We start from the raw sequence: 19,149 nt of genomic DNA on the forward strand, positions 1-19,149 counted from the left end.
AGCCGGCGGGAGACAGAATGGCCGCGAGAAGAAGAACCGCCAACCGCTATTACAGCGGCCCGCCCAGCGATCATTTCGACGGCGCCTTGTTCTTCAATCCCGGCGGCAAGCCGCCTGGGCGTTTCACCGATCTCCTCAAATGGCAGTTCGGCGGCGGGCGGGCGAAATGGCCGGCGGCCTTTCCGAGTCCCCATCCGCCGGCAAGACCGCACGTCCGGGTGGAAGGCGGCGCGCTCAGGCTCACCATGGTCGGCCATGCCTCGCTGCTCATCCAGACGGCGGGCCTGAACATCCTGACCGATCCGGTCTGGTCGGAGCGCGCCTCGCCTTTCGCCTTTGCCGGCCCAAGAAGGATCAATGCGCCGGGGATTGCCTTTGCCGACCTGCCGCCGATCGATCTCGTGCTCGTCAGCCACAATCACTACGACCATCTCGACCTCGCCACGCTGAAGCGGCTGAAGGAGAGCCATGACCCGCTGGTGATCGCACCGCTCGGCAACGACGCCATCATCAACCGCGCGGCGCCCGGCATGCGGCTCGGCGTCCATGATTGGGGCGACAGGTTCAGCGTCGGCGCGGTCGCCATCCATGTCGAGCCGGCGCATCATTGGTCGGCGCGCGGCGGGCGCGACCGTCGCATGGCGTTGTGGGCGGGCTTCGTCATCGAGACGGACGGCGGCAACATCTATTTCGCCGGCGACACCGGCTTCCATGACGGCATCAATTACCGGCTGATGGCGCAAAAGCATGGCGGCTTCCGCATCGCCATCCTGCCGATCGGCGCCTACGAGCCACGCTGGTTCATGGCGCCGCAGCACCAGAACCCGGAGGAAGCCGTTCAGGGCATGAAGCTGTGCAACGCCGCCTTCGCCGCCGGCTGCCATTGGGGGACGTTCCACCTCACCGACGAGCCGGTCGAGGAGCCGGCGCAGAAACTGGCCAAGGCGCTGCAGGCGCAAGACCTGCCGCCGGAGCGTTTTCGCGCGCTGAGGCCTGGAGAGGTATGGGACGTGCCCGACATCATCGTGTAGCAATAGGCTGTCGGGCCTGCGGGCGGACTTTCGACCACGATACCGAAGCAATATCCGGGAGAAGCACGATGAAGCCTTTTGCGATAGCCTTGGCTGCGCTCGCCTTGACGACGGCTACGGCCGCATCCGCAGGCGAAATCGGCGACAAGGCCGCCGACGCGGAGAAAGCCCTCCAGTCCAACGATGCAGTAGGCGCGCTCAGCAAATTCCGCGATGCGGAGGAAGCGCTGTGGAAAGCAATGCCGCTTGCCGTGCTGAACGTGAAGCAGATCAGTTCGGCCAACGGCTTCGGTGTCTACACGGAGCGCCCGGACCATATCTACAAACCGGGCGAGGAGATCGTGCTCTACATGGAACCGGTCGGTTATGGCTACGGCTCCGACGGGTTGGGCAACAACCAGATCGCGCTTTATGTCGACCTCACGGTGCTGACCCAGTCTGGCGAGAAGCTGGGCAGCTTCGAGAAGCTCGGCCGCGTCCAGCTCGCCTCGCGCTCGCACAACCGAGAAATGTTCTTCAAGCTGAACGTCTCCGTGGACGGGTTGCCAGCCGGCAAATACCGCGCGGATTTCCTCATGCATGACGAGAACTCGCAAAAGACAGCGCCTTTCACGACCGACTTCGAGATCGCTCAATAGGATGTTTCGGCATCAGCCTCGCGACGACGGAACCAGAGTGCTGCGGACGCGTTCCTAAGTCGCTGCAAACACTGTCGATTTGCGAGGTTTTTCCATGATCAAGTGGATCATCATCCTTTTGATTGTCGCCGCTGCCGCGAGCTTGCTTGGCATGCCGGCGCTGGCCGGCGCCGCTGCCACCGGTGCGCGCGTCCTCATCGGCATCGTGCTGATCATCTTCCTGCTGATCGTGCTTGGGGTATTCGCCGTTACATAAGCGCGGCGTCTTCGCCGTCGCGGCGCGACCGCTAGGGTCGCCGCAGGAGCGACCACGTGGTCGTCGCGGCGCGACCACTTGGTCGTCGCAGGCGCGACCACTTGGTCGTCGCCAGAACCACGCCGGACTGGTAATTCCTGCCCGTTTCCGCCATATAGCGGCCAAACGGATTGGAATGACCGCTTAGATGCCAGGCACGGCCCCCTTCGCCAAGATGAACGGCATCGGCAACGAGATCATCGTTGCCGATATGCGCGGCCGTGCCGACAAGGTGACGCCGGCCGCGGCGATCGCCCTCAACGGCGACGTGGCGACCAAGTTCGACCAGATCATGGCGATCCATGATGCCCGCACACCGGGCACCGCCTATTATATCGACATCCTGAATTCCGATGGCACCAGCGCGCAGGCCTGCGGCAACGGCACGCGCTGCGTCGTCCAGGCCTTGGCCGCCGAGACCGGCCAGAAGAGCTTCACCTTCGAGACCCGCGCCGGCATCCTGAATGCCGAGGAGCATGCCGACGGCCTGATCTCGGTCGACATGGGCAAGCCGCGCTTCGGCTGGCAGGAGATCCCGCTGGCGGAAGAGTTCCGCGACACTCGTATGATCGAATTGCAGATCGGCCCGATCGACGCGCCGGTTCTCCATTCGCCCTCGGCGGTATCGATGGGCAACCCGCATGCGATCTTCTGGGTCGACAACGACGTCTGGTCCTACGAGCTCGACCGCTTCGGCCCGCTGCTCGAGAACCATCCGATCTTCCCCGAGCGCGCCAACATCACCATTGCCCAGGTCACATCGCCCGAAACCATGATCATCCGCACCTGGGAGCGCGGCGCCGGCCTTACCAAGGCCTGCGGCTCGGCCGCCTGCGCCGCCGTGGTCGCGGCCGCTCGCACCAGGCGCACCGGCCGCCGCGTCTCGCTGCTGACGCCTGGCGGCGGCGAGCTCAATGTCGAATGGCGCGATGACGATCACGTCATCCTGACGGGTGCTGCCGAATGGGAATTTTCCGGCAGCTTCGATCCCTCGACCGGCGCCTGGGCCCGCGACACCGAAAGCGCCGCCTGATGTCCGCCCTTGAAAAAGGCGCGGCCCAAGCCCTCACCGGCAAGGGTATCGACGTCGTCACCTTCGGCTGCCGCCTCAACACCTATGAATCGGAAGTGATGCGCCGCGAGGCGGAGAGCGCCGGCCTGGGCGCGCTGCAAGGCGGCGCCGTCATCTTCAACACCTGCGCCGTCACGGCCGAAGCCGTGCGCCAGGCCAAGCAGGCGATCCGCAAGGCGCGCCGTGAGAACCCTTCAGCCCGCATCATCGTCACCGGCTGCGCGGCACAGACCGAGCCGCAGAATTTCGCCGCCATGGACGAGGTCGACCTCGTGCTCGGCAATGAGGAGAAGCTCAAGGCCAACTCCTACCGCGCGCTGCCCGATTTCGGCGTGAACGACACCGAGAAGGCGCGCGTCAACGACATTTTCTCGGTGCGCGAGACAGCCGGCCACATGGTCGACGCCATCGAGGGCCGGGCGCGCGCCTTCGTGCAGGTGCAGAACGGCTGCGACCATCGCTGCACCTTCTGCATCATTCCTTACGGCCGCGGCAACTCGCGCTCCGTGCCGATGGGCGCGGTGGTCGAGCAGGTCAAGCGTCTGGCCGGCAACGGCTATGCCGAGATCGTTTTGACCGGCGTCGACATGACCAGCTTCGGCGCCGACCTGCCGGGCAGCCCCAAGCTTGGAAAGCTGGTGAAGACCATCCTGCGCCAGGCGCCGGACGTGAAGCGGCTGCGGCTGTCGTCGATCGATTCCATCGAGGCCGACGACGACCTGCTCGACGCCATCGCCACCGAGCAGAGGCTGATGCCGCATCTGCATCTGTCGCTGCAATCGGGCGACGACATGATCCTGAAGCGCATGAAGCGGAGGCATCTTCGCGACCAGTCGATCCGCTTCTGCGAGGACGTGCGCAAGCTGCGCCCCGGCATCGTCTTCGGCGCCGACATCATCGCCGGCTTCCCGACCGAGACCGAGGCGATGTTCGAGAATTCGGAAAGAATAGTCGAGGAATGCGGGCTGACGCATCTCCATGTCTTTCCGTTCAGCCCGCGCGAAGGCACGCCCGCCGCGCGCATGCCGCAGGTTCGCCGCGATGTGGTGAAGGCGCGCGCCGCGAGGCTGCGCGCCGCCGGCGAGGCCGCCTATCGCCGTCATTTGTCGTCGCTGCCCGGCACGCGGCAGTCGATCCTGATCGAGCGCGACGGGCTCGGCCGCACCGAGGGTTTCACACTGGCCGCGATCGACGCCGGCGCGCCCGGCGAGATCGTCGAGGCCGTGATCGCCGGCCATGACGGTGCCCGACTGATTGCGGCTCCGCTTGCCGCGCAAGCCGCCTGAGACTGCGAGACGCATGGCTGGTTTTTTCAAGAAGATATTTTCGTTCGGCAAGAAAGAGGTCGTCGAGGAGCGCGTCGACGAGACCGCCCCGCTGCCGCCGATCAAATGGGATCAGCTGGACGCGCTGAAGCCGGAGGCCGATCAGGCCGCGCCGGAAGTTTTGGCGCGCGACGAACAGCAATCTGTGGCGGAGGCCGCGCCGGCGAGAGAACCGGCTCTTGAGCTTGCCCCCGCTCCGCTGCCCGAAGAGCCTACGCCCGCGCCGGAGCCGACGGTCCCGCCGGAGCCCGAGCCGATCGTTCCCACCGAGCCGGAACCGCTGCCGCAGCCCGAAGAAGAACCGCAACCGGCGCCTGAGCCTGTGCCGCCGGCACCGGAGGAAGTGCCGCCGGCGCAACCTGGGCCTTCACCCGCGCCGGAACCAGCGCCTGAGCCTGTCCCGCAGGAGGTGCCCGCGCCCGCGCCGGCTGAGCCGGAGATCGCGCCTTCCCGCCCTGAACCGCAGCCCGAGCCGGCACCGGCCGAAGTGCCGACACCGCCGAGTGAGGTTCCAGCCGAGACACCTGTACCAATCGAGGTGCCGCCGGCGGAGACGCCTTCTGTAGAACCATCCGCCGAAGCGGAAATCGCGCCCCCTATTCGACAGCCCGCGCCTGTCGAGCCGCAGCCCATCCTTGCCGAGATCGCACCCGAACCGGACGCCCTGCCGTCGCCGCCAAATCCGGCCCCCGCCGCCGGCAAGGTCACGGTCTCGAAAAAGGTCGAGCAGAAGGCCGAGCCGGTGAAAGCGCCGGAGCCGGCGCCGCGGCGTTCCTGGTTCCAGCGCATGCGCGAAGGGCTCGCCCGCTCCTCGCGCGAGCTCACCGGCAACATTGCCGGCGTCTTCACCAAGCGCAAGCTGGACGAGGAGACGCTGCAAGACCTGGAGGACGTGCTGATCCGCGCCGATCTTGGCGTCGAGACGGCGCTTCGCGTCACCGATTCGCTCGCCTCCAGCCGCTATGGCCGCGACGTCTCCGACGCGGAAGTCCGCGCCGTGATGGCGGCGGAGGTGGAGAAGGTGCTGGCGCCGGTCGCCAGGCCGCTCGAGCTCGACCTTAGCCACAAGCCGCATGTCGTCCTGGTCGTCGGCGTCAACGGTACCGGCAAGACCACCACCATCGGCAAACTCGCCGCCAAGCTCACCGATGGCGGCCTGAAAGTGATGCTGGCGGCTGGCGACACGTTCCGCGCCGCCGCGATCGAGCAGCTCAAGATCTGGGGCGAGCGCACGAAATCGCCGGTCATCGCCACCAAGCTCGGCGCCGATGCGGCGGGCCTCGCCTATGACGCCTTCGAGAAGGCGAAGGAGGCCGGCTCCGACGTTTTGATCATCGACACGGCCGGGCGCCTGCAGAACAAGACCGAGCTGATGGCGGAACTGGAAAAGATCGTGCGCGTGCTGGGCAAGCTCGATCCGGAAGCGCCGCACACCGTGCTGCAGACGGTCGACGCCACCACCGGGCAGAACGCGCTGAACCAGGTCGAGATCTTCCGCAATGTCGCCGGCGTTAACGGCCTTGTGATGACCAAGCTGGACGGCACGGCGCGCGGCGGTATTCTGGTGGCGATCGCCGCCAAGCACCGGCTGCCGGTCTATTTCATCGGCGTCGGCGAGCAGGTCGACGACCTCGAACCGTTTTCCGCCAGCGAATTCGCGAGGGCGATCGCCGGCGTGGCTTGAACAAAGGCATGATCTTGGAAGGGCCGCCTGCTTTTTGGCCAGATCATGCGCAAGAAGGACTTTTATGAACATCATCGAACGCGACCCGTCCGATCCACGCCGCAAGCCGATGAATCCCGGCTTGAAGTTTCTGCTCGAGCTTGGCCCTGGCCTGGTGTTCTTCTTCACCACCATCCGCGGCGAGTGGCTGGCCGAGAAATTCCCGGTGCTCACCCATCTCGGCGAGCCGATCCTGATCGCCACCGCCTTCTTCATGGTCGCGACCGCGCTTTCGCTGAGCGCTTCCTGGCTGCTGACGCGCAGCCTGCCGCTGATGCCGCTGGTCTCGGCGATCGTCGTCTTCGTCTTCGGCGCGTTGGCGCTTTACCTGCAGGACAAGACCTTTGCCTTCATGAAGCCGACCATCATCAACTCGCTGTTCGGCGTCACGCTTCTCGGCGGACTGCTGTTCGGCCGCTCGCTGCTCGGCTACGTCTTCGATTCCGCGTTCCAGCTCGATGCCGAAGGCTGGCGCAAGCTGACCTTCCGCTGGGGCCTGTTCTTCCTGTTCCTGGCCGTGCTCAACGAAGTCATGTGGCGCAACTTCTCGGAAGCGACCTGGCTATATTTCAAGGTCTGGGGCACGATCCCGATCACCTTGCTGTTCACCTTCAGCCAGATGCCGCTGATCATGCGCCACTCGCTGGAGGAAAAGCCCAAGGAAGAGAAGGCCGGCAACTAAGGGCAAAGATTTAGACGAGATTTTGGGGGACGGCATGGAATTCCTCGCCACGCATGACGAGCTGAGGACGATCTACAAGACGCCCCGGCCGACCGACGGCTCGATTCGCAAGGAACTCAAAGCCCTCGACGGCCATTGCCGCTCCTTCATCGGCAAGAGCCCCTTCGTGCTGATCGGCTCCTCCGACGGCGCCGGCAACGCCGACGTGACGCCCAAGGGCGACAAGCCCGGCTTCACCGCCATCCTCGACAACTCCACCATCGCCATTCCCGACCGCCCCGGCAACAACCGGCTGGACACGCTGGAAAACATCATCCGCAACCCGTCGGTCGGGCTGCTCTTCCTTATTCCCGGCATGAACGAGACGCTACGCGTCAATGGCGATGCGCGCATCACCCTCGACCCTACCTTGCGCGAACGCCTGGCTGTCGACGGCAAGGAGCCGCTGAGCGTGATCGTGGTGACGGTCAAGGCCGCCTACATGCACTGCGCCAAGGCCTTCATGCGCTCGGATCTGTGGAAGCCGGAGACCTGGTACGACCGCGCGACCCTGCCGACGCTCGGCCAGATCATCCGCGACCAGCTGGCGCTGAGCGAAAGCGCCGGCGAAATCGACCGCGAGCTGGACGACGATTACCGGCAGACCATGTGGTAGGCTTGCCGGGCGACTCACCCTTCGTCCGGCTCTCTCCCTTGATCGAGATCATCGCCATATCGGGCAGCCTGCGCGCCGCCTCGACCAACGCGGCCCTGCTTGCCGCTTTGGCCGCCAACGCCCCCGCGGACTGCCGCATCCAGGTCTATGACGGCCTTGGCCGGCTGCCGATCTTCAACCCCGACGACGAGGGCGAGCGCACGCCGGCGGAAGCGGCGCGGCTGATCGAGGCGGTGACCCGCGCCGACGGTGTCATCATCTCTTGCCCTGAATATGCGCATGGCGTGCCCGGCGGCATGAAGAACGCGCTGGACTGGCTGGTCTCCCGCGACGCCGCGGTGGGCAAGCCGGCGATGCTGGTGCATGCCTCGCCCCGCTCGCTCTATGCGCGGGCGGCGTTGGCCGAAATCATGCGCACGATGTCGTTCGCGCTGTATGAGGAGAGGGCGCTGGAGATTGCGCTGCTGGGCAAGAAGCCGGCGGAGATGGAAGCGATCCTGGCGGAGGATGCGAACCGCCAGGCGATGCGTGAGGCGGTGCGGGGTTTCACGGATTTTATTCGCGGACAATGAGCGGTCTTCCCTTCTCCCCTTGTGGGGTGAGAAGCGGTCCGCGTCAGCGGACGAAAAGCCAATTGCTTGGCTTTTCGAGCTTCGAACGCCCTGAGCCTGCGAAGGGCCGGGTGGTGGCCGATCCACCCCCGGCCGGGTCCCCGCTGCTCCGCAGCGTCCCGGCGTTCGCCGGCCTTTCATCGTGCCACTGGCACGATGAATTCACCTTCGGTGAACCGGCTGCTCACCCCACAAGGGGAGAAGGGAAAGAGCTACCCCTTCCTTAGCGTCTCGACGTCGGTCTTGCCGACATACCAGTCGCGCGCGTTGACCTCCTCGAACACCACCCAGACATCGTTATTGGTAAGCCCCGTGGCCTCCATGATGGCCGAGGTCACTTTCTTGGCGATGTCAGCCTTCTTGCCGGCCGGATCGGCGGCGATCACTTCCTTGACGATGCGTATGTTGACGAATGGCATGATGTCCTCCCCTTGAGTTCTGCCGGTCGGCTTCAGGCGACGGTTTCGCAAGTCGCTCCGGCAAAGCGGATAGCGGCGGTTGCGGGAACCGCAGCGCGGCGGGCGCTGCGGGGATGCGCAGAAAGGCTAGCAAGGGCCAGAAAAGCGCCTGCAGCAGCTTCAAAATGTTTTCGCCCCGTTCACCATGAGCCGCACCATGTAGAGCGAGGTGGTGCCGGCGATGTAGAGGCAGTTGAGCTTGTTGCCGCCGAAGACGCAGTTGGCGGTCACTTCCGGCACCTTGACCTTGCCGATCAGCGTGCCGTCGGGGTCGTAGCAATGGATGCCGTCGGCAGCACTTGTCCAGATGCGTCCGTCGGAATCGAGCCGGAAACCATCGAACAGGCCGGCGGTGCAGTCGGCGAACACCTTGCCGCCGGAAACCTTCTTGCCGTGCTTGCCGATAGTGAAGACGCGCATATGCGCCGGGTTCTTCTCGCCATGCGTGCGGCCGGTGTCTACGACATAGAGCAGGCTTTCGTCGAGCGAGAAGGCGAGACCGTTCGGCCGCACCATATCGGTGATGACGGCCTCGACATCGCCTGTCTCCGGATCGACGCGATAGACGTTGCAGGCGCCGATCTCGCTTTCGGCCTTGTCGCCCTCATAGTCGGTGTCGATGCCGTAGCTCGGATCGGTGAACCAGATCGAACCGTCGGAGCGTACGACCACATCGTTGGGCGAGTTCAGCCGCTTGCCCTTCCACTTCTCTGCGATGGTGGTGATAGAGCCGTCGAATTCGGTGCGGCTGACGCGGCGGCCGGAATGCTCGCAGGTCACCAGCCGGCCCTGCCGGTCGACCGTGTTGCCGTTGGAGTTGCCGGACGGCTGCCGGAACACGCTGACGCTTCCGTCGGTCTCGTCATAGCGCAGCATCCGATTGTTCGGGATGTCCGACCAGACGACATAGCGGCCGGCGGCGAACCAGGCCGGCCCTTCCGCCCAGCGGCAGCCGGTGAACAGCTTTTCCACCTGCGCGCTGCCGTTGAAAAGGCGCGCGAAGCGCGGATCGAGAACTTCGTAATAGTCTGCGGCCGCCATGCATTCTCCTCCCGGCATTCACGTGACGGGCAAATCAAGCCAGCCCGAAGGCGATCTGGCAAGACGGCAGGCCAGGATTTGTATGACAAAACGGATGAGAACTGCGTGAAGCGGGCCGGTCATGGGATGCCGCGCCGGACGCATAGCCTGTTAGCCCGCGATTAACCGGCTATGCGCTGGTTGCAATGGTGCATTGCAACATCTTTCTTTTGCAACGCACCATTCCTATGTCATCATTGCAATCGTCAGGGAGGAAACACCGGCCGCGTGTACGCGGCATAGAAGGAACCCTGTCATGTTCGACAATTTTGTCTCCCGCGCCCGCGCCAGCATGGCCAAGCGCCGCCACTACAACCGCCTCGTCGCCGAAATCGAGAACCTGTCCAGCCGCGATCTCGCCGATCTGCGCGCCGATCGTTCCGAGATGCTCTACCAGGTCCACAAGCAGATCTACGGTTGAGCGGCAGGCCGATCGCCCGGCCACTTCGTCATTCTCGGGCTTGACCCGAGAATCCATTCCGTGACTTTCGAGCGTCGCAGCGATGCGGAACGCGCGCTGCACAAGCGCCAATTCTAGACCGCCGTGCTCCACGATCAGCGTCACGGAATGGATTCTAGGGTCTGCGCCGCGTCGCTTCGCTCCTTGCTTCGCCCTAGAACGACGAAGGAGGGGAGGCGCCTCAACCCGGCGCCGCCAGCGCTTTCTCGATCTGCGGCAGCAGCAGGTCCCGCGCCGATTCCGGCGTCAGCGGCCCGACATGCTTGTAGGCGATCTTGCCGTCCTTGCCGATGACAAAGGTCTCCGGCACGCCATAGACGCCCCAGTCGATCGCCGCGCGCCCGGCCGGGTCGACGCCGATCGCCTGATAGGGATTGCCGAGATCGCCAAGGAAGCGGCGGGCGTTTTCCGGCTGGTCCTTGTAGTTCAGCGCGGCAAGCGTGAAGCGCTTGTCCTGCGACAGGCCGAGCAGCACCGGATGCTCTTCCCGGCACGGCGCGCACCAGGACGCGAACACGTTGACCAGCGTCACCTTGCCGGCAAAGTCTTTTGACTCGAGCCCCGGCAGGCTCATCCCTTCGAGCGGCGGCAGGCTGGTCTGCGGCGCCGGCAGCCCGATCAGCGCCGAGGGGATTTCCGAGGTGTCGCGGCCCGAAAGCAACTGCGACAGGAACAGCCCCGCCAGTCCCAGGAACACCAGCAGCGGCAAAAGCACGAACAAGCGGCGGCGCGGCGCCGAAGCTTCGGTCTCGCTGTTCACGGTTTTGCCGCCCCGGATTTGTCGGAGCGCCGCCGCACGCCGGCCGCCTCCAGCGCCGCGAGCTCACGTTTGCGCCCCCGCTGGTCGAGCAGGATCCAGCCGATCAGCCCGGCGAGCACGACGGCCGTGATGGCATAGGCGGCGGTGACGAACAGGGCGTGAGCGCTCATGTCGGCCGCACCCCACTATCCGTCATGCCAATCGTTGCGATCATGTCTTCCCCTGGAGCGTTTCACCGTCTCCACTGAGACAGCGATCCGCCGTATTTCCTTGTCTTTGCGCAATTGCGCGCGGGAAATCGCCCGCACTTTCATGGAATTGCTCTACCCCCAGCGCGGCCGCCCCGCAATTTGTCGCGGTGCCGCAGTGAAAAACAACGTCTTCGTCGTCTCAATCCGTCCCGTGCCGCAACGCCAATGCCGCCGCCAAGGGGCCAATCACGGCAAGAAACAGCGTCAGCGCGGCGAGAATGAGGAAAGGCTGCAGGAACGGCGCCGGATCGGCGACGGCGCCATAGCTTGCCGAAACACCGAAGATCAGCACCGGGATGGTCAAGGGCAGCACCAGCACCGAAATCAGCAATCCGCCGCGCGGCAGCGCCACCGCCACGGCAGCCCCCGCCGCGCCGATGAAAGTGATGGCCGGCGTGCCGATGAGAAGGGTGAGCGCCGTGGCGCCGATGCCCAGCGGCTCCATGTTCATGAACAGGCCGAGCAAGGGAGCCGCGACCACCAACGGCAGCACGCTGCCCGCCCAGTGCGCCAGGCATTTCGTCAGCACCGTCAGCGCCAGCATATGGCGGTCGCCGTTCAACACCAGCAGGTCGAGCGAGCCGTCCTCGCGGTCGGCCTGGAAGAGGCGATCGAGCCCGAGCAGGCAGGCGAGTAGCGCGGCGATCCACAGGATCGCTGGGCCGATGCGCGCCAGGAGATTGAGATCGGGGCCGACGCCGAACGGGATGGTGACGATGACCGCGAGGAAGAAGATGACGCCAATCAGCGCCCCGCCGCCGGCGCGGATGGAGAGGCGGATGTCGCGCAGGAAGAGTGCTAGCATGATGTGAGATGCCTGCGCCCAGGCCCCCCTCTCTGGCCTGCCGGCCTCGGCCCTTCGCTGTCGCTCCGGGCGTTCGTCGTTCGAAAAGCCAAGCAATTGGCTTTTCGTCCGCTATGCGGACCTCTCCTCACCCCCCTCAAGGGGGGAGATTGGATGTCACTTCGGCCTTCGCCAATCTCCAGCGTGGCAAGGCTAGCGAGGCGCCCGAACCGCCAATCTCCCCCCCTGAGGGGGAGATGCCCGGCAGGGCAGAGGGGGGGGCCGTAGAGCGCCGACATCAAAGAACCTCCCCCATCCCCAGCACCTTCGCCCCTTCCAACCCCAACGGCAGATGCGTGGCTGCGACCAGAATCCCACCTTCGCCGAGATGCCCCCGCATCAGCCCCGCGAACCGCTCCTCCGAGGCCTTGTCCAGCCCCGCCGTCGGCTCGTCGAGCAGCCAGACCGGCCGCCGGCTGACCAGAAGCTTGGCGATCGAAGCCCGTCGTCTCTGCCCGGTCGACAGATAGCCGAAGGGCAGATGGCCGAGCCCGCCGAGCGCCACCGTCTCCAGCGCCTCCTCGACCCCCAGTCCGGGCTCGCCCTGAAACGCGCGCCAGAAGCCGAGATTCTCCTCGACGCTGAGCGCCGTCTTCATCGCGTTGAGATGGCCAAGGTAATGCGAGGCCGAGGCGATGGTCGGGAAAGCCTCGCCGCCACCTTCGACAAGCACTTTGCCCGCGGCGGCTGGCAGCAAGCCGGCGACTACCCTCAGCAGCGTCGATTTGCCCGACCCGTTCGGACCGGTGACGATAAGCGCCTCGCCCTTGTCGAGCGCGAAGCCGATGTTGGAAAAAACCGTCTCGCCGCCGCGCTCGCCGCCCAGATTTTCGGCGATCAGCCGCATTCTTTGCCCGTCCCGAAAGCACCGTTTCGCGGCCGCCGCCGCATCGCACAAATTTGCCTTTCGACTGTCTAGAACTATTCAAGGAAATTCTCTATATGCGGTTCATCCGTGCCAGCGGTCGGCGCGGGAACAGAATTTGCGCCGAACCAGCGCACGCGCCGCCTTGAACGGCTCGGGTTGCTTGGGAGCGGACAGCGGAAATGGCCGTACCCGCACCTTTGCGCGTGATTGCATGCCATCGGCGTCCGTTCCCTTTCAGGCTGAACAGACAAGGACGGATCGCACGTGTCAAAATCCCTCGACAGCTTCAATTGCCGCCGCACCCTGACCGTGGGTGGCGCGGACTATGTTTACTTCAACCTCGTCGAGGCCGAGAAGAACGGCCTCACCGGCATCGCCCAGCTGCCTTATTCGATGAAGGTGCTGCTGGAGAACCTGCTGCGCAACGAGGACGGCCGCTCGGTCACCAAGGAATCGATCCAGGCCGTGGCCGGCTGGCTGACCGACAAGGGCACCGCCGGCGTCGAGATCGCCTATCGCCCGGCCCGGGTGCTGATGCAGGATTTCACCGGCGTTCCGGCGGTGGTCGACCTGGCGGCGATGCGCGACGGCATCAAGGCGCTCGGCGGCGACCCGGAGAAGATCAACCCGCTGGTGCCGGTCGACCTTGTCATCGACCACTCCGTCATCGTCGACGAGTTCGGCACGCCGATGGCCTTCGCCCGCAATGTCGAGCTCGAATATGAGCGCAACGAGGAACGCTACAAGTTCCTGAAATGGGGCCAGCAGGCCTTCCGCAACTTCCGCGTCGTGCCGCCCGGCACCGGCATCTGCCACCAGGTCAACCTCGAATATCTCGGCCAGGTGGTGTGGACCAATAGCGAGGACGGCGAGACCACCGCTTATCCGGACACCTGCGTAGGCACCGATTCGCACACCACCATGATCAACGGTCTCGGAGTGCTCGGCTGGGGCGTCGGCGGCATCGAGGCCGAGGCCGCGATGCTCGGCCAGCCGGTCTCCATGCTTTTGCCCGAAGTCATCGGCTTCCGCCTCACCGGCAAGCTCAAGGAAGGCGTCACCGCCACCGACCTCGTGCTCACCGTCACCCAGATGCTGCGCAAGAAGGGCGTCGTCGGCAAGTTCGTCGAGTTCTTCGGCCCCGGCCTGTCCAACATGACGCTGGCCGACCGCGCCACCATCGGCAACATGGCGCCGGAATATGGCGCGACCTGCGGCTTCTTCCCGGTCGACTCGGAAACCATCCGCTACCTGACCATGTCCGGCCGCGAGGAGAACCGCATCGCGCTGGTCGAGGCCTATTCGAAGGCGCAAGGCATGTGGCGCGACACGGGCTCCGCCGATCCGGTCTTCACCGACCTGCTCGAGCTCGACCTCGGCGACGTCGTGCCGTCCATGGCCGGCCCGAAGCGCCCCGAGGGCCGCGTTCCTCTGGAAGGCATCCCCGCCGGCTTCGCCAAGGCGATGGAGACCGAATACAAGAAGGCCGCCGAGATCTCGAAACGCTACGCTGTCGAAGGCACCGACCACGATCTCGGCCATGGCGACGTCGTCATCGCCGCCATCACGTCGTGCACCAACACCTCGAACCCCAGCGTGCTGATCGGCGCAGGGCTGCTCGCCCGCAACGCCAACCGCCGTGGCCTGAAGCAGAAGCCGTGGGTGAAAACCTCGCTCGCCCCCGGCAGCCAGGTCGTGGCCGAATATCTCGAGAAGTCCGGCCTGCAGAAGGAGCTCGACCAGATCGGTTTCAACCTGGTCGGCTTCGGCTGCACCACCTGCATCGGCAATTCCGGCCCGCTGCCGGCGCCGATCTCGAAGACCATCAACGACAAGGGCCTGATCGCCGCCGCGGTCTTGTCCGGCAACCGCAACTTCGAAGGCCGCGTCTCTCCGGACGTGCAGGCGAACTACCTCGCCTCGCCGCCGCTGGTGGTGGCGCATGCTTTGGCCGGCACGGTGACCAGGGACCTGACGACCGAACCGCTTGGCGAAGGCAGTGACGGCAAGCCGGTCTATCTCAAGGACATCTGGCCGACCTCGGCCGAGATCCAGGAATTCATCGAAAAGAACGTCACCCGCGAGCTGTTCGCCCGCAAATATGCCGACGTCTTCAAGGGCGACGCCTACTGGCAGAAGGTCAAGGCGCCGGAAGGCCAGACCTATGCCTGGGACGACCACTCGACCTATGTACAGAACCCGCCCTATTTCGCCGGCATGGGCCGCTCCTTCGGCAAGGTCGGCGACATCAAGGGCGCGCGAGTTCTGGGTCTCTTCGGCGACAAGATCACCACCGACCACATCTCGCCGGCGGGTTCGATCAAGGCTGCATCGCCCGCCGGCAAGTATCTCACCGAGCATGGCGTCGGCGTCGCCGACTTCAACCAGTATGGCACGCGGCGCGGCAATCACGAGGTGATGATGCGCGGCACCTTCGCCAACATCCGCATCCGCAACCACATGCTGGGCGAGAACGGTCGCGAGGGCGGCTACACGATCCACTATCCCTCGAAGGAGGAGATGTCGATCTACGACGCCGCGATGGAATACAAGCGGGAAGGCGTGCCGCTGGTGATCTTCGCCGGCGTCGAATACGGCAACGGCTCGTCGCGCGACTGGGCGGCCAAGGGCACCAACCTGCTCGGCGTGCGCGCGGTCATCGCCCAGTCCTTCGAGCGCATCCACCGCTCGAACCTGGTCGGCATGGGCGTCATCCCGTTCGTCTTCGAGGACGGCACCTCATGGGCCTCGCTCAACCTGAAGGGCGACGAGCTGGTCGAGATCGACGGCCTGGACGCCATCAAGCCGCGCCAGAAGATGGTCGCCAAGGTCACCTATGGCGACGGCGCGGTGAAGAACGTGCCGATCGTCTGCCGCATCGATACGCTGGATGAGCTCGACTACTTCAAGAACGGCGGCATCCTGCAATACGTGCTGCGCGATTTGGCTGCTTAGCAGCAATAAGGGAGTAGGGGAGTAAGGGAATAGGGCAGTAGGGAAAAGTCACCCTGCCGCAGTCTTCTTCCCCCTACTCCCCTACTCCCCTACTCCCTTACTCCCTTACTCCCCTACTCCCTTAGCTTTCCCGAACCGCGCCGTCGCCGCCAGCAGCACGGCCAGCATCAGCCCGTTGAAGATGTGCCAGAGGAAGTGCGTGCCAAGCGGGAAGCTGGGGCAGACCAGCGGATCGATCATGCGGCAGATCACCGAGACGACGAAGATCGCCGATCCGGTCAGATTGTACCAGCCGGCCCGGTTGCCGGTGGCCGCCACCCACGCCCCGAAGAAGGCGAGCGCCAGGAAGGGCGGCAGGTAGCCCGTGGTGCCGTTCGAGGCCTGGCGCAGCCAGTCCGGCACGGCATAGGCGATCAGGCCAGCCACGACATAGAAGGCGACGAAGACGGGGATCGCCTTGCCCCATTCCATGCCGAGGAAACGCCTCAGGTTGAACAGCGTGTAGGCGAGCGTGAAGCCGGCGATCGGCAGGATGTCGGCCCAGATCGTGCCTTTGCTGGCGAAGGTGTGGAACAAGGTCGAGCCGATGCCGATCGCCACCACCCACCAGGCCAGCACTTCGGCGAAGGTGCCGGCCTTGTGTCGCCGCACCTGCTGGGCACCCCATAGTCCCGCGGCAATGAAAGCCAGGTTGGTCCAAGCATTAGCCGGCTCGGCCCAAAGTCCAGGACCCGTCCGTTCGCAATAGAGATCGACGGGGGTCAGGAGAGTTTGCCACATGGTGAGGGTTGCTGCTCCCGAATCGAACCGCGCCTTGAAATGCAATGGCCTCTCCTATTGCGGCCTTACCTGCGGTTGCAACAGCAAAATTTCACTGCAACGTGACTTCCCGTTGACTGGCGCTTCTGCCACATATTTTAGCAATCAGAACAAGGCCGGCGTCACCGGCGGGAATTGGAAAAGTCATGGCATTTCAAGGACGATTGCGGCTTGCGGCAGTAGCGCTGGCCCTTACGGCGTTGGGCGGCGTGGCCCTGGCAGCCGAGCCCGAGAAGGCCGCGACCGGCAAGCCTCAAGCCGACAAGCCCTTGGGCGTGGTCGAATTGTTCACCAGCCAGGGCTGCAGTTCCTGTCCGCCGGCCGACGAGTTCTTCGCTGAGCTCGCCGGCAAGGACGACATCGTCGCGCTCGCCTACCACGTCAATTACTGGGACTATCTCGGTTGGCAGGACACGCTGAGCACCAAGGAGAACACCGAGCGCCAGTATGACTATATGCGCGCCTTCGGCAACCGCTCGGTCTACACGCCGCAAGCCGTCATCAATGGCCGCAGCCACGTCAACGGCGCCAGCCGCAAGGATGTCGACGGCGCCCTGGCGCGCATGGACAGGATCGGCGAGGGCATGCGTGTCGCCGTCAAGGTGAGCCGCACCAGCGATCGTGTCATGATCGACGCGGGCGATGCCGGCAACGGCCCGGCCGACGCGCATGTGGTGATCGTCTATTTCAATCCGCCGCAGATGGTGAAGATCGGCCAGGGCGAGAACAGCGGCCGCAGCCTGACCTACTGGAACGCCGTTTCCGACATCCAGACCGCCGGCATGTGGCACGGCAAGGCGCAGCGCTACGAATTGCCGATGACCGAGATCGCCAAGAAGGGCGGCTGCGCGGTGCTGCTGCAGTCGGTCGGCAAGGACGGCATGCCCGGGCCGATCCTCGGCGCCGCCTTCATCCGCAAGCCGGATCGGCTTTAGCGCCTTCTTCCTTCTTCCCCTGTGGGAGAAGGTGTCGCCGAAGGCGACGGATGAGGGGTGTTCCAGTGAACACCCACGTCTCACTCCGCTGGAACACCCTCATCCGTCTCGGCGCTACGCGCCGATCCACCTTCTCCCGCAGGGGGAGAAGGGAAAATCCACGCAATAAAAAACCGGCGTCAGCTTGCTTCTGACGCCGGTCATTCAGGTTTTGGGATCGTCGCACCTGATTTTTCCAAGGAAAAACCGAGGTTGGTTCGATCCGACGCTGACCCGTGGGCGGGGGGCTTGGGGTTTACGAGCCGGTGCCGGACCGAACCGTCTCAGGCAACGCCGGTAAATTCGTCGGACATTGGGGCATGAGCGCGGATTATTTGTGGCGAGATTGTGGCGAAGCATCACCAATTCCAACATGTGTTTCGCAAACGTGACTGGACGTTTGGGAAACCGCGTGACCGCGCGCGTGCTTGCCCGGCCCTTGCAATTCGACCGCGCCCTTGCAATTCCATCGTGAAAGCGCGAACCTTGGCCGGCGCATGATTCAATCGAAGGATCGAGGCATGACCGATCACAGCAGCGGGACGGAGGATGGGGAAGCATCCGGAATATTGATCCCGTTGCACGAGGCGCGCAACGCCCGCCTCGACCAGCCGGTGCGGTTTGACCGGCGCGAGCTCGACCAGATCCTGAGGCTTTACGGACGCATGGTGGCGGCCAATGAATGGCGCGACTACGCGATCGACCATCTCACTGATCGCGCTGTCTTTTCCGTCTTCCGCCGGGCCAGCGAAGTGCCGCTGTTCCAGATCGTCAAGGACCCCAGGCTGGCGCGTCGCCAAGGCGCTTTCGCCGTCATCGCCGCCGGTGGCCGCATCCTGAAGCGTGGCCAGGAACTCGGCCGCGTGCTCGGGGTTTTCGATGCGAAGCTGAAGGTTGTCGAAGCGTAGTCCGGAAAGAGGAATTGAAGAACTGAAGAATTGAGGAACTGGAGAAAAAAGGAAGGAGGCGATCCAGTCGGCTCTGAATGCTTTTCTTCAGTTCCCCAATTCCTCAGTTCCGTTCCCCGCGAAACTTCCGTTCGGGCAGCGAATTGCGGTCCGGCGGCAGCGACGCGCCGCCATTCAGCGAAAGCTGCATGAACACCGTGTCCAGCCAGCGCCCGTGCTTGTAGCCCGACCCTTCCAGGCGACCGGAATGGCGGAAGCCGAGCTTTTCGTGCAGCCGCACCGAAGCGCTGTCCGCGTGGCCGTCGCCGATCACCGCGATGATCTGGCGGAAGCCCGCCGCGCGCGCCGTCTCGATCAAGGCCTGCATCAGCAGCGAGCCCACGCCTTGCCCCTTCGCCTCGGGCGCGACATAGACCGAATCCTCGATGACGAATCGGTAGGCGGGGCGCGGCCGGAACGGCCCGGCATAGGCATAGCCGAGCACGGCGCCGTCCTTCTCCGCCACCAGATAGGGGAAGCCGCCCGATGCCAGGCTGTCGAACCGGTTGCCCATTTCGGCACGGCTGGGCGGCTCCAGCTCGTAGCTCGCCGTGCCATGCGCGACCGCATCGGCATAGATTTCCGTGATTCGGTCGAGGTCGGCCGGGACGGCGGCCCTGATCGCAATAGTGCTCATAATTTGTGCAACTCTCTTTCCTGCCTCGATAACAGCAAAGGACTGCGCAAAAAGAAAGGGCGGC

General features: G+C 64.7%; 21 protein-coding genes. 13 read left to right on the forward strand and 8 right to left on the reverse strand.

The window, feature by feature from the left end:
- The first annotated feature begins 17 nt into the window (after positions 1–17).
- The 9 genes from WDX12_RS08220 (at position 18) to WDX12_RS08260 (ending at position 7,993) form a co-directional block, all read left to right on the forward strand.
- On the forward strand, positions 18–1,031 hold the full coding sequence (locus WDX12_RS08220; protein WP_434724530.1) for an MBL fold metallo-hydrolase: 1,014 nt from the start codon (positions 18–20) through the stop codon (positions 1,029–1,031).
- A 68-nt stretch (positions 1,032–1,099) separates the two neighbouring features.
- A complete protein-coding gene (locus WDX12_RS08225; RefSeq protein ID WP_434724531.1) occupies positions 1,100–1,669 on the forward strand; it encodes a hypothetical protein in 570 nt (189 codons plus the stop codon).
- 94 nt (positions 1,670–1,763) lie between these two features.
- On the forward strand, positions 1,764–1,925 hold the full coding sequence (locus tag WDX12_RS08230) for a DUF1328 domain-containing protein (protein ID WP_320298112.1): 162 nt from the start codon (positions 1,764–1,766) through the stop codon (positions 1,923–1,925).
- Between the two features lie 187 nt (positions 1,926–2,112).
- Positions 2,113–2,997, forward strand: a complete 885-nt coding sequence (gene dapF, locus WDX12_RS08235) for a diaminopimelate epimerase (protein WP_434724532.1) — start codon at positions 2,113–2,115, stop codon at positions 2,995–2,997.
- The gene (gene mtaB / locus WDX12_RS08240; RefSeq protein WP_434724533.1) at positions 2,997–4,322 is read left to right on the forward strand and encodes a tRNA (N(6)-L-threonylcarbamoyladenosine(37)-C(2))-methylthiotransferase MtaB; all 1,326 of its coding nucleotides are present in this window, start codon (positions 2,997–2,999) and stop codon (positions 4,320–4,322) included. The genes dapF and mtaB overlap by 1 nt, the downstream gene beginning before the upstream one ends.
- A gap of 13 nt (positions 4,323–4,335) precedes the next feature.
- Positions 4,336–6,045 carry a signal recognition particle-docking protein FtsY gene (gene ftsY / locus WDX12_RS08245; RefSeq protein ID WP_434724534.1) on the forward strand — a complete coding sequence of 570 codons (1,710 nt, stop codon included), beginning with the start codon at positions 4,336–4,338 and terminating at the stop codon, positions 6,043–6,045.
- A gap of 64 nt (positions 6,046–6,109) precedes the next feature.
- Positions 6,110–6,766 (forward strand): septation protein A, encoded by a 657-nt coding sequence (locus tag WDX12_RS08250; RefSeq protein WP_320298116.1) that lies wholly within the window; start codon positions 6,110–6,112, stop codon positions 6,764–6,766.
- A 34-nt stretch (positions 6,767–6,800) separates the two neighbouring features.
- A complete protein-coding gene (locus tag WDX12_RS08255) occupies positions 6,801–7,421 on the forward strand; it encodes a pyridoxamine 5'-phosphate oxidase family protein (RefSeq protein ID WP_434724535.1) in 621 nt (206 codons plus the stop codon).
- A 38-nt stretch (positions 7,422–7,459) separates the two neighbouring features.
- Positions 7,460–7,993: an NADPH-dependent FMN reductase gene (locus WDX12_RS08260; protein ID WP_434724536.1), complete on the forward strand. Its 534-nt coding sequence runs from the start codon at positions 7,460–7,462 to the stop codon at positions 7,991–7,993.
- A gap of 251 nt (positions 7,994–8,244) precedes the next feature.
- Here the strand turns inward: WDX12_RS08260 and WDX12_RS08265 are convergent, their stop codons facing one another.
- Positions 8,245–8,451: a tautomerase family protein gene (locus tag WDX12_RS08265; RefSeq protein WP_320298119.1), complete on the reverse strand. Its 207-nt coding sequence runs from the start codon at positions 8,449–8,451 to the stop codon at positions 8,245–8,247.
- A gap of 159 nt (positions 8,452–8,610) precedes the next feature.
- Positions 8,611–9,531 (reverse strand): SMP-30/gluconolactonase/LRE family protein, encoded by a 921-nt coding sequence (locus WDX12_RS08270; RefSeq protein WP_320298120.1) that lies wholly within the window; start codon positions 9,529–9,531, stop codon positions 8,611–8,613.
- A gap of 295 nt (positions 9,532–9,826) precedes the next feature.
- Between WDX12_RS08270 and WDX12_RS08275 the strand changes: the two genes are divergently transcribed.
- Positions 9,827–9,991: a hypothetical protein gene (locus WDX12_RS08275; RefSeq protein ID WP_320298121.1), complete on the forward strand. Its 165-nt coding sequence runs from the start codon at positions 9,827–9,829 to the stop codon at positions 9,989–9,991.
- A 220-nt stretch (positions 9,992–10,211) separates the two neighbouring features.
- Here the strand turns inward: WDX12_RS08275 and WDX12_RS08280 are convergent, their stop codons facing one another.
- The 4 genes from WDX12_RS08280 to ccmA all read right to left on the reverse strand — a co-directional run bounded on the left by WDX12_RS08280 (position 10,212) and on the right by ccmA (position 12,732).
- On the reverse strand, positions 10,212–10,790 hold the full coding sequence (locus WDX12_RS08280; protein WP_320298122.1) for a DsbE family thiol:disulfide interchange protein: 579 nt from the start codon (positions 10,788–10,790) through the stop codon (positions 10,212–10,214).
- A complete protein-coding gene (ccmD, locus tag WDX12_RS08285) occupies positions 10,787–10,960 on the reverse strand; it encodes a heme exporter protein CcmD (protein WP_320298123.1) in 174 nt (57 codons plus the stop codon). The genes WDX12_RS08280 and ccmD overlap by 4 nt, the downstream gene beginning before the upstream one ends.
- 220 nt (positions 10,961–11,180) lie before the next feature.
- On the reverse strand, positions 11,181–11,846 hold the full coding sequence (gene ccmB / locus WDX12_RS08290; protein ID WP_320298124.1) for a heme exporter protein CcmB: 666 nt from the start codon (positions 11,844–11,846) through the stop codon (positions 11,181–11,183).
- A 277-nt stretch (positions 11,847–12,123) separates the two neighbouring features.
- Positions 12,124–12,732, reverse strand: coding sequence for a heme ABC exporter ATP-binding protein CcmA (ccmA, locus tag WDX12_RS08295; protein WP_434724537.1), 609 nt, complete (start codon positions 12,730–12,732; stop codon positions 12,124–12,126).
- 285 nt (positions 12,733–13,017) lie between these two features.
- Here ccmA and acnA point away from each other — a divergent pair, with 285 nt between their 5' ends.
- Positions 13,018–15,708: an aconitate hydratase AcnA gene (gene acnA, locus WDX12_RS08300; protein WP_434724538.1), complete on the forward strand. Its 2,691-nt coding sequence runs from the start codon at positions 13,018–13,020 to the stop codon at positions 15,706–15,708.
- Between the two features lie 105 nt (positions 15,709–15,813).
- On the opposite strand, the gene WDX12_RS08305 is transcribed toward acnA, so the two are convergent.
- Positions 15,814–16,488: a ceramidase domain-containing protein gene (locus WDX12_RS08305; protein WP_434724539.1), complete on the reverse strand. Its 675-nt coding sequence runs from the start codon at positions 16,486–16,488 to the stop codon at positions 15,814–15,816.
- Between the two features lie 185 nt (positions 16,489–16,673).
- On the opposite strand from WDX12_RS08305, the gene WDX12_RS08310 reads away from it, so the two are divergent.
- A complete protein-coding gene (locus tag WDX12_RS08310) occupies positions 16,674–17,462 on the forward strand; it encodes a DUF1223 domain-containing protein (RefSeq protein ID WP_434724540.1) in 789 nt (262 codons plus the stop codon).
- Between the two features lie 560 nt (positions 17,463–18,022).
- Positions 18,023–18,409 (forward strand): DUF2794 domain-containing protein, encoded by a 387-nt coding sequence (locus WDX12_RS08315; protein WP_320298129.1) that lies wholly within the window; start codon positions 18,023–18,025, stop codon positions 18,407–18,409.
- Positions 18,410–18,512: 103 nt separating this feature from the next.
- Here the strand turns inward: WDX12_RS08315 and WDX12_RS08320 are convergent, their stop codons facing one another.
- On the reverse strand, positions 18,513–19,085 hold the full coding sequence (locus tag WDX12_RS08320) for a GNAT family N-acetyltransferase (protein ID WP_434724541.1): 573 nt from the start codon (positions 19,083–19,085) through the stop codon (positions 18,513–18,515).
- Positions 19,086–19,149 lie beyond the last annotated feature (64 nt).

Origin of the sequence: Mesorhizobium sp. RIZ17 (assembly GCF_051127865.1) — a bacterium.
Classification (GTDB): domain Bacteria; phylum Pseudomonadota; class Alphaproteobacteria; order Rhizobiales; family Rhizobiaceae; genus Mesorhizobium; species Mesorhizobium humile.